The 14,057-nt window shown below is 47.9% G+C and carries 12 protein-coding genes; 3 read left to right on the top strand and 9 right to left on the bottom strand.

The features are described from left to right. The first annotated feature begins 2 nt into the window (after nucleotides 1-2). From E4K68_RS21420 to E4K68_RS21045, 3 genes are all read left to right on the top strand, one after another. Nucleotides 3-137 (top strand): hypothetical protein, encoded by a 135-nt coding sequence (locus E4K68_RS21420; RefSeq protein WP_282432980.1) that lies wholly within the window; start codon nucleotides 3-5, stop codon nucleotides 135-137. 159 nt (nucleotides 138-296) lie between these two features. Beyond that, nucleotides 297-545: a hypothetical protein gene (locus tag E4K68_RS21050; protein WP_243450328.1), complete on the top strand. Its 249-nt coding sequence runs from the start codon at nucleotides 297-299 to the stop codon at nucleotides 543-545. A gap of 1,241 nt (nucleotides 546-1,786) precedes the next feature. Beyond that, the gene (locus E4K68_RS21045) at nucleotides 1,787-1,927 is read left to right on the top strand and encodes a hypothetical protein (RefSeq protein WP_243450327.1); all 141 of its coding nucleotides are present in this window, start codon (nucleotides 1,787-1,789) and stop codon (nucleotides 1,925-1,927) included. A gap of 359 nt (nucleotides 1,928-2,286) precedes the next feature. Here E4K68_RS21045 and E4K68_RS10245 read toward each other — a convergent pair whose 3' ends face one another. The 9 genes from E4K68_RS10245 to recO all read right to left on the bottom strand — a co-directional run bounded on the left by E4K68_RS10245 (nucleotide 2,287) and on the right by recO (nucleotide 13,766). Beyond that, a complete protein-coding gene (locus E4K68_RS10245) occupies nucleotides 2,287-3,573 on the bottom strand; it encodes a GHKL domain-containing protein (RefSeq protein WP_135378837.1) in 1,287 nt (428 codons plus the stop codon). Continuing rightward, nucleotides 3,570-4,307, bottom strand: coding sequence for a LytTR family DNA-binding domain-containing protein (locus E4K68_RS10240; protein WP_135378836.1), 738 nt, complete (start codon nucleotides 4,305-4,307; stop codon nucleotides 3,570-3,572). The genes E4K68_RS10245 and E4K68_RS10240 overlap by 4 nt, the downstream gene beginning before the upstream one ends. A 402-nt stretch (nucleotides 4,308-4,709) precedes the next feature. Further along, entirely contained in the window at nucleotides 4,710-7,364 is a 2,655-nt protein-coding gene (gene ppdK / locus E4K68_RS10235) for a pyruvate, phosphate dikinase (RefSeq protein ID WP_135378835.1), read from the bottom strand. Then, complete coding sequence (locus tag E4K68_RS10230) at nucleotides 7,357-8,178, bottom strand: pyruvate, water dikinase regulatory protein (RefSeq protein WP_135379083.1); 822 nt, start codon at nucleotides 8,176-8,178, stop codon at nucleotides 7,357-7,359. Before E4K68_RS10230 ends, ppdK begins: the two co-directional genes overlap by 8 nt. A gap of 45 nt (nucleotides 8,179-8,223) precedes the next feature. After that, nucleotides 8,224-8,865 carry a helix-turn-helix transcriptional regulator gene (locus tag E4K68_RS10225; RefSeq protein WP_135378834.1) on the bottom strand — a complete coding sequence of 214 codons (642 nt, stop codon included), beginning with the start codon at nucleotides 8,863-8,865 and terminating at the stop codon, nucleotides 8,224-8,226. 148 nt (nucleotides 8,866-9,013) lie between these two features. Further along, nucleotides 9,014-11,089 carry a glycine--tRNA ligase subunit beta gene (glyS, locus tag E4K68_RS10220; RefSeq protein ID WP_135378833.1) on the bottom strand — a complete coding sequence of 692 codons (2,076 nt, stop codon included), beginning with the start codon at nucleotides 11,087-11,089 and terminating at the stop codon, nucleotides 9,014-9,016. A 1-nt stretch (nucleotide 11,090) separates the two neighbouring features. After that, nucleotides 11,091-11,981: a glycine--tRNA ligase subunit alpha gene (gene glyQ / locus E4K68_RS10215; RefSeq protein WP_135378832.1), complete on the bottom strand. Its 891-nt coding sequence runs from the start codon at nucleotides 11,979-11,981 to the stop codon at nucleotides 11,091-11,093. A 542-nt stretch (nucleotides 11,982-12,523) separates the two neighbouring features. Further along, nucleotides 12,524-12,994, bottom strand: a complete 471-nt coding sequence (locus E4K68_RS10210) for a DUF4342 domain-containing protein (RefSeq protein ID WP_348982855.1) — start codon at nucleotides 12,992-12,994, stop codon at nucleotides 12,524-12,526. 22 nt (nucleotides 12,995-13,016) lie between these two features. After that, the gene (recO, locus tag E4K68_RS10205) at nucleotides 13,017-13,766 is read right to left on the bottom strand and encodes a DNA repair protein RecO (protein ID WP_135378830.1); all 750 of its coding nucleotides are present in this window, start codon (nucleotides 13,764-13,766) and stop codon (nucleotides 13,017-13,019) included. Nucleotides 13,767-14,057 lie beyond the last annotated feature (291 nt).

The raw sequence follows: 14,057 nt of genomic DNA, 5'->3' as shown, positions 1-14,057 counted from the left end.
CCATGGCTTCTGTCATACCTGTCAATGTGTTTGCGGCATCATCCATTGTAACACCGGTTACGGCTGGTCCGTCTGCTTTGACTACAGCTATTGTATACTTTACATTCTTGCCACCGACTGTCACTGTCAGTGTCTGAGTGGCTTCCCATGAACTATTAAACCCGCTTACGTTATCGGAGGTTATGGTTTCTGTTTTTGTACTCTTGTCACTGTAGGTTCCCGTTACGACCAGACCGGTGATGTCTAAACTCTCTCCGATTTTGTACACTGTTTTAGTCGCTGGGGTGGTAATCGCTATGCTGGATAAAGTTGGAACTGTAAAGTTGAAGGTGGTCGGTGCTCCGGCAGGATTAGTTGCAGTTTTTGCCACTCTTACCTGTAAAGCCACTGTTCCTGTCAGATCAGGGAGGTTCGGTGTTGTTTCATTATATGCTGTCCAGGTTATCCCATCCGTTGAGAATTCCATGGCTGCTGTCATACCTGTCATTGTGTTTGTGGCATCATCCCTTGTAACACCGTTTACGGCTGGTCCGACTGGCAAATAAGGCTTTAATGTTGGGAGGACTGTCCAAGCGTTGAGATCATTGCCTTGGGGGAAATTCCATACCTCGGTGTCGTTCATGAACCACTTGTCCCAAGCCTGAGGTGTATCTATACTTACCCCATCTCTATCATTTGACCAGCTTGTGGTGACAATGTGTTCATGGCCTTTTACGCTAATTTTCAAATCTTTATGGGCATAATTAAAGCAGACGTTGTTCTCGGGATAATAAGTATAATCATTAGAACTTACGATTCGGCCACAATACTGGTCCGTGGTGCTGCCGGTTACCGTTACCGTCTGCCCCAGTGAAACGTTGTATTGCACCGTGGTATAAGTTGCCCGGGGTCCGGGTAAACCCACCACACCGCCTACATAATTTTCGCCTGAAACATTGCCGGTATTGTAGCAATTCTCTACACTTCCGCCGGTAAACTCGCCCCCCACGCCGCCGACGTCAAAGCCGCTACCAATAACGTCACCGGTGTTGTAACAGTTTTTCACACGGCCTTGAAGACCGCCGCCCACCAAACCGCCGACGCCCGTGCTGCCAATAACGTCACCGGTGTTGTAACAGTTTTTCACCCAGCTTAGTCTGCTGTATCCTACTATGCCACCGACATAAAGGGCTCCTCCAGTGACTGGGCTGTCATTATAACAGTTTTCCACACTGCTGTTGTTATAGCTGAGTCCTACTATGCCACCTACATTGGATCGGCCGCTAATGGAGCTGCCGATGATTCCCACGTTTTTCACGGTGGCGCCCGGGGTGTACTCGTTTTCGCCCGAGATGAATCCGAACAAGCCTGTTAAGTCATCGGAAGAGTAGTCGATTATGGTATATACACCCTTGACAGTATACCCGTTACCGTCAAAACTGCCTTTAAACGCCGTGTTGGAATCAAGTGACCATTTTTTTCCGATCGGCGTCCACTTCTTGGGGCTGCCGGTGAGTGTGTCGTTGAGGACGATATCCGCCGTCATTTTAAAGAATTTCCCTTTGCTGTAGTTGCCGCCGGCATTGACGTTAGCCGCCAGCATGGCCAGATCGTAGCTGTTGGCGATCAGGTAAGGGTCCGTTTCAGCCGCACCGGTGCCGCCGCTGTAAGCGTACGCCGGATCGGCGGTAAGGGGTGTGCCGTCCCACACCTTGTTTGTCTCCTGATTGGCATACACCGGGCCGACGAACATGTTTACTATCATCAGGAGGGATAATAGTACCGTTAAAAATTTACGACCTGTGTTTTGTTTCACGCTCAATCTCTCCTCTCGATTCATTCTGCATCTTGGAATGGTGATTGCACTGCCTTTGGCATTAAGGTTTTGGCTGATTTCGATGGTCGGGTCGCTGTCTGTCCTCATTTCATGATCTTTTTAGGCCAGTAGCAGATGCCCACCTCCAGCGCCCTGGGTTTATCCAAATGAAAGTCCGCATAACGGCAGTACCAGCATTGACACAGACCTGCTGCAGCGCCTTCCCTGGGTTCAAAGGCTGGGCAGCGTTGCTTGGGCCAGACGTTTCCTTCCGCGTTGGGTGCAGTCAGGGGCGCGTCTTTATCCCTTCTGTTTCTTGGCTCTGCCATAACCGTTCACGACCTTTCTGGCTCTAAGCTTTACAGTGAAAACGTACCATATGAAAACAAAAAACGAGCCTCTTTTCTCAAAAGACTCGTTTTTATGCTCAAAAAGCGCTTAAGAAACTATTTTATTTTAAAAAGCGATAGACAAACACAAAGTCCGGTATGTTATACCAGCATACGCACCCGGAAAATATCGTCGGCGATCTGATACAGGATCTCCCCATCATATTTCTCGACAAAGGCAAGCACGCTTTTGGTGCCTGCGCCGTGGCCGTTCTCCTTAGCGATCGGGTGTCCCTTTTCGTCAAGAGCGGCGGAACCGTCGGAGGGGTTGCTGATCTCCAGGGCGAGCCTTCCTACCTGACGGCAGATGAACCGGATCGTCCTCTCTCTGTCTTTTTCCACGCCTTCACAGGCTTGAATAGCATTTTCTATCAGATTGGAAATCACCATGGCCAGCTCCAGCGAATCCACCGACAGGGCGTTGGGGATATCCAGACTCATATCAGTGGTGATACCTTTGTCCTCCGCTAGCCCCGCATAATAGCACACAGCGGCATTAACCGCCGTATTTTCGCAGTAATTTCTCACTTTAGCCGGTACCGCACCGACCTGCTGCTTGAGAAAGGCAATGGCGTCCTCGGTTTTATGCTGCTCCAACAGCTCTTGTAGGGTGTGGTTGAAATGGCGGCGGTCATGTTCGGCAATACAGCTTTGCTGACGGGACGCATCCAATAGCTTGATTCGATCTGCCATAGCGGAAGCCGACACGTGCAACAGCTCCTGATTGTTTTGCATCCTCAGGTTTTCCTCCCGCAGGGCATACTCGCGAGAAAGGGTTTTAAGGGAAAAGACGATGGATACATAGACCGCCACTGTAACGAGAACTAGAAGATGGATCGGCACCGCCTGTTCGGTGAGGGTGCGGACGACATCCTCCCCGCTGACAAAATAATAGGATAGGGTAGCTGTAAGAGCTACCGCCACGTAAAAAAACACATGCCAAGACTCCACTATTTGCCGATACAAGGGGCGGACATACCGGTGCAACAGGAATAAAATCCCGGCATACAGAACCAGCCGCACCAGTGTATTCGCATACATGGGATAGGGCATCAACCGAGAAAGAGAGAAACTAAGCACCATAACGGACAGGCTGAGGCTCCACACGGTGAGGACGCTAAACAGCCACTGCATAAAGCTGTCCCGGAACAAGGGCCGTGCCCCAAAGCAAATGACTATCCATAAAATAAAGTCCAGCTTGGCCAGCAACGTGAGGTTCCCGGTAAGGTAACCGAATCCGTTCACAAGCAAATTGACGGTCAAAATGCCTGCCATCCCAAGACCTGTTACTTTTTTACCATACTTTGGCTGAAGCAGCGTGAGCATCAACAGGATGTTCATGATGTCAGTTACCGTACCGCGTAAAAAATCGGGAAGCAAAGTGCTCATGGACATCCCTCCCTGGAGAGGAGGTAGTCCATATAGGTGTCTCTCACTGCCGGGTATTGCTTGGCAGGAATCGGGATTACCGTTCCGCCTCGCATCACGAACCCATCCTTTGAAAACCCTTCTACCCGGCTCATGTTCAACACAAACGAACTATGGGGCTGAAGAAAACGCCCATCAGCAAGGAGCGGACGAACATGCTCGGCAAAGCTCTCCGGGATGGTGCGGGTGGTCAGCCTCTCTCCTCCCATCAGAGTATAGAGAACGGTATGCTTCACATATTCGCAGAAAATGATGGAGGATAACTTCACCACGCGAAGGCCGTCCTTGGTTTTGATGGTAATGATGTTCTCTTCGCCGGTATTCACCTTGGAAATGGCAAGCTCCAGAGTTTGAAAAAGTCGCTCTTTGTCCACAGGCTTTAGAAGATAGTTAATGGGGGTGGCAGAAAAGGCTTCCAGCGCAAAGGACGGCTCGGTGGTGGCGTAGATGATTTGCCCTTCCCGATCCAGCCGGCGAATCTCCCTGCCGGCCTCAATCCCATTAATCATCGGCATTACAATATCCAGGATGTAAATATGGAACCGCTCCCTTTCGCAAGCCGTCAGCAATCCATCAGGATGTTCAAACTGGCGAACCTCGGCATCATGAGCGTTAAGTTCGATAAAATCGTTTATGTATGTGGCCATGGCTTCAAGCTGATCCGGCAGGTCATCACAAACTGCTATGCGAAGCACAGCTGCACCTCCTTTTCTTGACAGCAGAAAATCCCTCTATGATGACCAACTGCCGGCACGAATCGAATTTTCTGGTTGCGGACAATGTTAATAGCTTGGACAAAGATTTTATCAATATTAAACATGCAAAAATAACCCAAAATTTGCACCTTCATTAATAATATAAACTCTCGAGTTCACCCTATGTCAAGTCTTTTGGGAAAGAATTCCGACGACTTGTTTCGTCCAATGCATCGCCAGCTAAAGGACTCCACTTTTACTTTTATGTTCCATAATACCATATTTTAATAATAATAGGGTGCTACTCTTAACACTAAGAGATAGCACCCTATTATTCTACACTAAAACCATCAAACCCTTTATGCACAAGGCTTTACTGCTTCTGATCAGGCTCTATAAACCTTACTTCGATTGGTCTTTATTCTTTACCACAGCCTGGGCTGCGGCCAGCCGTGCAATAGGTACGCGGAATGGAGAGCAGGAGACATAATCCAGTCCAACAATGTGACAGAACTCCACAGAGTTAGGCTCCCCACCGTGCTCACCACAGATCCCTAAGTGAAGGTCCGGATTTGTACTCCGGCCAAGGTTTACCCCTATGCCGATGAGCTTACCTACCCCATCGCGATCAAGCACGACGAAAGGATCTGTTTTCATGAGGTTTTTTTCCAGATAGACTGGGAGGAATTTGCCCTGAGCATCATCTCGAGACAAGCCCATCGTCATCTGAGTAAGGTCATTCGTGCCAAAGGAGAAGAAGTCGGCTACTTTTCCGATCTCGTCCGCCAAAAGAGCAGCACGCGGGACCTCAATCATCGTTCCAACTTTATAATTTATTTGAATAGCTTGTTCTTTCATCACGTCTTGCGCGGTATCATCCACAAGCTTACGCATCATAATGAATTCTTCTTTTCCCATAGTTAACGGGATCATAACTTCCGGATGGATATCAAGCCCTTCTTTTAACAACCGCGCACTTGCTTGGAAAATTGCTCGTGCTTGCATGACCGTGATTTCAGGAAAGGAAACGCCTAGGCGGCAACCGCGATGTCCAAGCATCGGATTAAGCTCAGAAAGTGCCCGAACTTTACGTAGCAACGCCTCTTTTTCATGTAGGTTCACAGGGTCTTTTTGAGTTATTTTGAGTTTCGTGATCTCCACAATCAATTCTTCGGAGTGGGGCAGAAACTCGTGCAGCGGTGGATCCAAGAGTCGAATAGTCACAGAGAGTCCCTGCATCGCCTTTAAAATGCCATAAAAGTCTTCTTCTTGCATGGGTAGCAGCTTTGCCAAAGCGTCTTCGCGCTCTTCAAGAGTTTGCGCAAGGATCATCGCTTGAACGATCGGAATACGCGCAGGGTCCATAAACATATGCTCAGTCCGAGTCAACCCGATTCCGACCGCTCCGTAACCCCTAGCATTAGACGCTTCCGTTGGTGTATCGGCATTGGCCATCACCTTGAGTCGAGCGATTTCATCGGCCCAACCCAAGAACTCTTTAAATTCTTCACTCAGTTCTGGGTCCACCATCATCACTTCGCCTTTAATGACCCGTCCGGTGGATCCGTCGATGGAGAGAACAGTTCCTTGCGAATACTCCACGCCTTCTATGACCACCAAACCCTGACCATAGTCGATCTTTAAGGCATCACACCCACAGACAGCCGGTTTTCCCATATGACGGGAAACAACAGCAGCATGACTCGTCATACCACCACGACTGGTTAAGATTCCTTGAGCAGCCAAGATGCCACGGATATCATCTGGTGTGGTCTCCGTACGAATTAGAATAACTTTCTCACCGGCATCTCCTAACCGTTCCGCTTCTTCTGCACTAAAGACAATCCTTCCAGACGCAGCACCCGGTGAGGCTGGAAGCCCTTTTGCTAGTACTTGAAGCTTAGCATCTGAATCCATGCGGCGATGTAATAAGTGTTCTAACTGTTCCGGTTCGATTCGCATGATAGCTTCTTCTTTCGTAATGACGCCTTCATGGAAAAGTTCAACAGCCACACGAATGGCCGCCGAAGCGGTTCGTTTTCCATTTCGAGTTTGGAGCATATAGAGCTTGCCACGTTCGATCGTAAACTCAATATCCTGCATATCCCGATAATGGGACTCTAAACGTTTGGAAATATCGACAAATTGATTGTAAATATCTAAGTTTTCCTGTGCCAAGGTGGCAATGGGATTTGGAGTCCGAATCCCAGCAACCACGTCTTCCCCTTGAGCATTCATCAAATATTCACCATAGAGGGCACTTTCGCCAGTGGATGGATTACGAGTGAAAGCCACACCAGTTCCCGAGTCAGAACCCATATTTCCGAAGACCATGGACTGCACGTTCACCGCCGTTCCAATGTCATGAGGAATATTATTAATTCTACGATAGACATTGGCACGATCATTGTTCCAAGAACGGAAAACTGCTAAAACCGCAAGCTCTAATTGGACTCTCGGATCCATAGGGAAGGGTTTACCGGTATGACGCTGAATCTTTTTCTTGTACTCACTGACCATCCATTTGAGGCTCTCAGGGGAGAGTTCAGAGTCGTAGCGGACCCCTTGCTTCTCCTTAGCGATCTCTAAAATTTGCTCAAAGACGTAATGTTCTACTTCTAAGACGACATCTCCAAACATTTGGATAAAGCGCCGGTAACAATCCCAAGCAAAACGTTCATTTTGCGTATTAGCAGCTAAGGCTTCTACAGTATCGTCATTTAATCCAAGGTTGAGAACGGTGTCCATCATACCGGGCATCGAGAACTTCGCACCGGATCGAACAGAAACGAGCAATGGATTTTTCTTATCGCCAAAAAGTTTACCCGTACTTGCCTCAACCTCAGTCAAAGCCGGCCAGACCTGTTCCCAAGTCCCTTCTGGAACATTTTCGCCGATGCTATAATACTCATTGCACGCTTCAGTAGTAATCGTAAATCCTGGAGGCACAGGCAAACCAATTTGGGTCATTTCCGCCAAATTTGCCCCTTTTCCCCCCAATAAGTCACGCATGGAAGCCTTTCCTTCCCGGAATAAGTAAACATACTTCTTAGCCATTTCGCTCCCCCTTAAATAATATTTCTAACACAATGCTCGCAGTCTCTTCAACTGCTTTGCCGGTAGCGTCGACGATCGGACAGCCAATACGTTTCATAATACTTCGAGCATACTCCAGCTCTCGCATAATTCGCTCCAGGTTCGCATAATCCGCAGTGGCACCCAAGCCAAGGGTTTTTAAGCGCTCTGTACGGATCTGGTTAAGCAATTCAGGCCTTAATGTTAAACCGATTACTTTCCGTGGGGAAATACTAAATAGTTCCTCAGGGGGATTGACCTCCGGAACTAACGGAATATTTGCAGCTTTGAGACCTTTATGGGCTAAGTACATACTAAGGGGAGTTTTTGATGTGCGAGAAACCCCTATGAGAACAACGTCGGCATAAAGAACCCCGCGAGAATCCTTACCGTCATCATATTTAACGGCAAATTCGATTGCCTCTACTTTACGGAAATACTGTTCATCCAGACGATGGATAATGTTCGGCGTATGGGTTGGCTCCAAACCAGTTTGGTCACTAAGAGAACCAATCAGCGGACCCAAAATATCTATGGCTATGAGCCCCTTTTCGAGGGCCTTTTTCTCCAAGGTGTCTCTAAGCCCCTTAAGTACCAAAGTATAAACCAAAATGGCTTGTTCGGCCAAGGCTTCTTCCATAATATCTTCCAGATGAGTTTCATCTCGTACGTAAGGAACCCGACGAATCCGAGTCTTCACGCCAATAAATTGTGCCGCCGCCGCCCGGGCAACAAACTCAGCCGTCTCTCCGAGTGCATCTGAAATAACATAAATTACAGGCATTTGCGTCGTCACGTCCACGTCTTCACCTCCGAATTCATACAAGTCCATCAAGGACAACTACATCCTCGATTCAGATATTTCTACAAAGAGTTTTGTGACATTAGTCTTGGTAAATCTCCCCACGACCTCATAGCACTCTTCCCCGTTCTCATCGATGTACCCCTCTACTACCGGCAAACTGTCGACCTGATGCTGTACTAACTTTTTGGCCGCACTAAACACGGGTTCATCCGGGGTCGTCATATAGATGTTAGGCATGCGAGTCATGATTACACCCACGGGAACTTGTTGTAGATCAGTTTTCCCTAAAGAAGCTTTCATAATATCTTTGCGGGAGATCATCCCCAAAAGAATGCGCTCTGCTCCGACAACCGTCAGGCTCCCTACGTTTTGCGTGAACATGGCAACCGTTGCTTCGTAGATACTTGCGCTTTCTAGGATGGTAACCGGCATTGACTTAAACGCGCAAACCCGAAGCTGAAGTACACGTTCCATGATCGGGGAAGGTGCGAGATTTTCGCGATAAGAATACCCGACGCGCGGCCTGGCTTCTAGGACCCCGGACATCGTCAAAATGGTTAAATCCGGGCGGAGAGTGGCTCGCGTCAAATTCAGCTGTGCCGCAATCTTTTCACCAGTGATGGAACCTGAGGCTTTCACTATCTCCACTATACGCTGTTGACGTTCCGTCCATTCCAACCCATTTCACCTCTTAATGTTACTATCACCTTAATTGTGACATACCAATCGAGTTTTACACGGCCAATTATATCACATAACGTTATTTCTTTACTAGATAGTGAACATATATTTTAATCAATAACATTGTCGAGGATTGTAGTTTGAATTATGCCAAGACACTTAAATCTCCCAAGCACCCGAGCATTTTTACACATTGACTCAGTAATGCCAGACGGGTTCTTTTCAAGTTCTCATCTTCCACCATAATCATCACAGCTTGGAAGAGAGCCTCTATCTGAGTTACAAGTTCCCCTGCGAGCTTATAGGCATCCTCGTAATTCCCTCTGGCGAGGGCATCATCAAACCGCTCTTGGCGCAACTTGATCCCTTCCGAAAGGGCTATTTCTGTCGCATCGACCAACAAGGCTGGATCTAAGGCTTGCACAGGTTCTTTTTTAGTCAAGTTAAAGCAACGAGTATAGGCTTGAGCATAAGGCACGAAGGATTCTTCTTCACGTTTTACAGAAAGTACTCGAGCCCTCTCCGCCGCACGATTAAATTGATCGCTTCCCTGAGCTAAGGCGGCAACAACCGTATCATAGCGCAGACCTTGTTCCTGAAGAACAAAACGCAGCCTTTGTTGAAAGAAATCCTGCAACAAAGGCAAGATGTCATCGATTGGCAAGGGTGAAGTTCCCTGCTCGGCGAAATGACGATAAGACTCACGTAAGAGGTCCGTTAAAGAGAGGTCCCATTTAGAGTCTAAGAGGATAGCAACGATCCCCTGTGCCTGACGCCTTAGTGCATAAGGATCCTGAGACCCTGTGGGCTGAATCCCAATACTAAACGCTCCAACAATTGCATCTAGTTTATCGGCAATGCTGACCACACGCCCTGCCTCAGAAACGGGTAAGGCATCCCCTGCAAAGCGGGGTTGATAATGTTCGAGTATTCCATAACAAACCTCAGGTTTCTCTCCACTGGCCCTAGCGTAGTCCGCTCCCATAATCCCTTGCAGTTCTGGGAAATCACTGACCATCAAGGTTACAAGATCAGCCTTCGCCAAGTAGGCCGTCCGATCGATTTCTTCTCGTTTAGTTTTCCCCAACTCCAACCTATCTGCCATAAAGCTGGACAAACCACGCAAGCGTTCTACCCTCTGTTCAACCGTCCCTAATTTCTCGTGATAGACGATTTTTCCTAACTTGGCAACCAGGTCTGCCAAGGGAACCTTTTGGTCCTCCCGATAATAAAAAGCAGCGTCTTCTAAGCGAGCTTTCAACACTTTTTCATTGCCAGCTTTCACTGTGTCTATCGCGAAGTCATTTCCATTGCGGACCGTAATAAAGTAGGGCAAGAGTTTTCCATCTTTGCCTCGCACTGGGAAGTACCGTTGATGTTCCCTCATGGGAGTTGTAATGACTGCCTCTGGCAAGTGCATGTAGCGGTCCGCCACTTCGCCCAGTAACGCTGTCGGATACTCGACAAGATGAATGACTTCGCCCAGGAGTTCTTCATCTTCGGGCACCTCGCCACCGACCTTCTCAGCGAGGAGTTTAATTTGAGCTTGGATTTCTCTCTTTCGCTCTTCCGGATCAACGATCACATAAGCTTTACGCAGGGCCTCACGATAGTCGGACGGTTGACTCAAAACGACAGGTTCCGTTGTCAGCGTGCGATGCCCGCGCGAGATACGTCCAGACTCAAGCCCGACAAATTCAAACGATACAACCTCTGTCCCGTAAAGTGCCACAATCCAGCGAATAGGACGTGCAAAACGGAAATCCAGGTCTCCCCAGCGCATAGGTTTGGGAAAGTGAAGAGAACTTATAAGATCCCGCGCCAGCTGAGGGAGAAGTGACAGTGTCTCAAGCCCAGCCTCCGATTTACGGGCAAACACATAGGGAACATTATTAACCTCTTGGACAAAAAGTTCTTCCACCGCAACGCCCTGCCCTCTGGCAAAGCCTTGAGCAGCCTTTGTTGGGGCCCCATTCGCATCATAGGCGGCTTTTACAGCCGGTCCTTTAACCTCTTCCAATAAATCCTCTTGCTTCTCCTCGAGCCCCGTTACCAAAAGCGCGAAACGGCGAGGAGTTGCGTAGATTGTTACATCTGCATAAGTTAAGCGCAGCTCAGCGAACCGTTTACGAGCTAGTTCTTCCAATTGGGTCATTGTACTGGGGGAGAATTTAGCGGGGATTTCCTCCGTTCCAAGTTCAAGTAAAAAATCGTTCGCCATCTTACTCCACCTCTTTCACAGAATTTGACTTTAATAACGGGAAACCTAATCTCTCCCGCTGCTCCACATAAGCTTGGGCACAAAGACGAGCGAGCACACGCACGCGGGCAATGTAGTTTGTCCGTTCTGTAACACTGATGGCCCCGCGAGCATCCAAAAGGTTAAAGGTATGAGAGCACTTTAAAACATAGTCATAGGCTGGAAGTACCAAGCCCTTTTCCACGACGCGCTTCGCCTCGCGTTCATACATGTCAAACCAGGTCTGTAAGGCTTCAATATCAGCCACTTCAAAATTATAATGCGAGTAGTCAATTTCGTTTTGAAGATAAATATCACCATAAGTGGTATCCCCAACCCACTCGATGTCATAAACGCTGTCTTTGTTCTGGATATACGTTGTCAGACGCTCCAGCCCATACGTTATCTCAGCACAAACTGGTTTGCAGTCGATACCCCCACACTGTTGAAAATACGTAAACTGAGTCACTTCCATTCCATCCAACCAAACTTCCCAGCCAAGCCCCCACGCACCCATCGTAGGAGACTCCCAGTTATCTTCCACAAAACGGATATCATGTTCCTTCGGATTAATGCCTAAACGCTCCAGACTTTGCAAGTAAAGTTCCTGCACATTGTCTGGGGAGGGCTTGAGGATGACTTGGTATTGGAAATAGTGCTGTAAACGATTGGGATTTTCCCCATACCTCCCATCCGTTGGTCGGCGTGACGGCTCAACATAAGCCACATTCCAAGGCTCTGGTCCAAGGGCACGCAAAAACGTCGCTGGGTTCATCGTTCCAGCCCCTTTTTCCATGTCATAAGGTTGGGCAATAATACACCCTTGTTCTCCCCAAAACTGGTTAAGGGTAAGGATTATGTCTTGAAACTTCATAGTTAGCCTCCTAAGTTTTTATTATTGACGTTTTACTCATTGGACTGAGAGATAAATTATGAGATAGAGCGCTATTACTATCTCTAACAGAACTTTGTTGAAACAGCAAAAAAGCTCTCGCCCCCGTAGCATTTAAGCTACAGGGACGAGAACTTGTTCCCGCGGTTCCACCCTGTTTGACCCCTAACTCAGGGTCCCCTTCGTTTTTATGCTCAAAGATGCCCCATCCGCTTCTCTCATTCGGCTTCCACCCACCCGAACTCGCTATAAGAGAGGATTCACAGACTTCTTTCCCATCATTGCATTATAAAGGTATTGATTTGTAAGAATTAACGCATTCCACAATGCGCACTCTTTGAAAATAAACGTCTCGTTTACACACTATTATATGTTGAGGATAATGTTGTGTCAAACGAGAAGCCCCAAGGTTGCGGACAAAGTGGCCAATTTAGAATCTCTCCTCGCAGAATACACTGGGATACGTTAGATTTAAGACATTCCAAGTAGAGAATTTTTTGAAAGATTATCGTTGAGAATCACTTTTAAAGTGGTTTCCCCACTCTGTCCGTGTCAAAATTAAAAGCATCGTCATTATAAGGATACTCAGCTTTTGAAGATACTTCAAGCTCAAAGTGGTTGATAGCCGCCCCCACCGCACCCATCAGAGCCAGCATTCGCAAACCAGGCTTCCGCCAAATTGTGTACGCCAGGGCCAAACCTAAAGGAGCTGAAAGGCTCACAATCGTATTGTCATGTCGTTTGAGACTGACCGTAGTGTGGCTCAAATTTGTCACTGTAGATTTAACACCGTTCCAAATTCCCTGACCTTGATCTGCGAAATTCCAATCCATGTCTTTCTCATTTCGCGCCTTCTCTAAATCGTCCAAAGCCTTTACCACATCGCCCTGAGCGAGACTCAAAGCCTTGCGAGCCTCTTCATATCCGATACCCATACGTTCGCGCAAAACATCCAGCTTTTCAAGTTCTGTCCATAACGGTTCACTCAAATTCATCCTCATCCTTTCCGTTAATATGTCATCCCAAGTCATCCGAAGTCAAAATTCCCATTCTCCAAGATTTAAGCGGCCGCTCGAACTTATGCTCCAGATAAAGCCTTAGTGTCTCCAAAATTTCTTGTCTCATCCAAGTATTCCAACGTAAACGATCGATTTTAGTAATATCCGCCCGTATCAACTGACGCATAAACGCAAGACTACCCGCTCGAACCCATCGTCCAGAATAATTTTCCCGACAATTCCCACAAAGCGTACCACCCGCGTCAGCACTAAAAAACAAACGATCACCATTTACATCTCTCCCACACTCCGCACATACCCCCAAACGCGGCTGGTATCCCAACAGCGTCATTAACCGCAACGCGTAAGCAGCAAGAACAAGAGAAGGATCAAAATGTTCCATTAAAAAAAAGCAAGTCAACGTAAGTGCAAAAAGCTCCCCATTAGGCTGACCCGGAATTGTCGAAATATCTAAAAGCTCAGCAATCCCCGTAGCCGAGAACGACCGATCAAGATCATTCCAAAGATGCGCGAAGCTTTCCTTAGGACTACACTGGCTCACCGTATCCAACGTTTTCCCACGATGAATCAAAAAGTCCGCATATGTAAACAGCTGAACCCCAGCCCTCTGGCGACTTTTAGGTTTGCGCACCCCTTTCGCCACCGCCTGAAGCTTTCCCATCTCACGGGAAAAAAGGGTGAGCACCCGATCCGACTCCCCAAATTCTCGGCTACGTATCACTAACGCGTCCGCATGGTAAACCGCCACGCACTCACCCTTTCTATTTTATGAAATTTATAATTTGACTATTCATTTAGCTTTGCCCCGTTCAACAGCGAAGGAAACACGATCGAGCCCAAATTCAGGACGGTGCACATGAAATGTGCCGTCCACCCGACACATTACGTTCCACGTCCCAAGCCCAGGACGCAGTATAACACGAGCGCGACGTCTTTACGTAAGTAGCCTAGCAAACTTCCGTTCAAGCGACCTGACCCAAACACGGGGCAGTGCACAGGACGTGCACTGCCGCCAATGCGCCAAGGTCCCTTCTCGCCA

It is taken from the genome of Desulfosporosinus sp. Sb-LF (assembly GCF_004766055.1).
In the GTDB taxonomy this organism is placed as follows: domain Bacteria; phylum Bacillota; class Desulfitobacteriia; order Desulfitobacteriales; family Desulfitobacteriaceae; genus Desulfosporosinus.
This window is presented reverse-complemented; position numbering and strand designations above follow the sequence as displayed.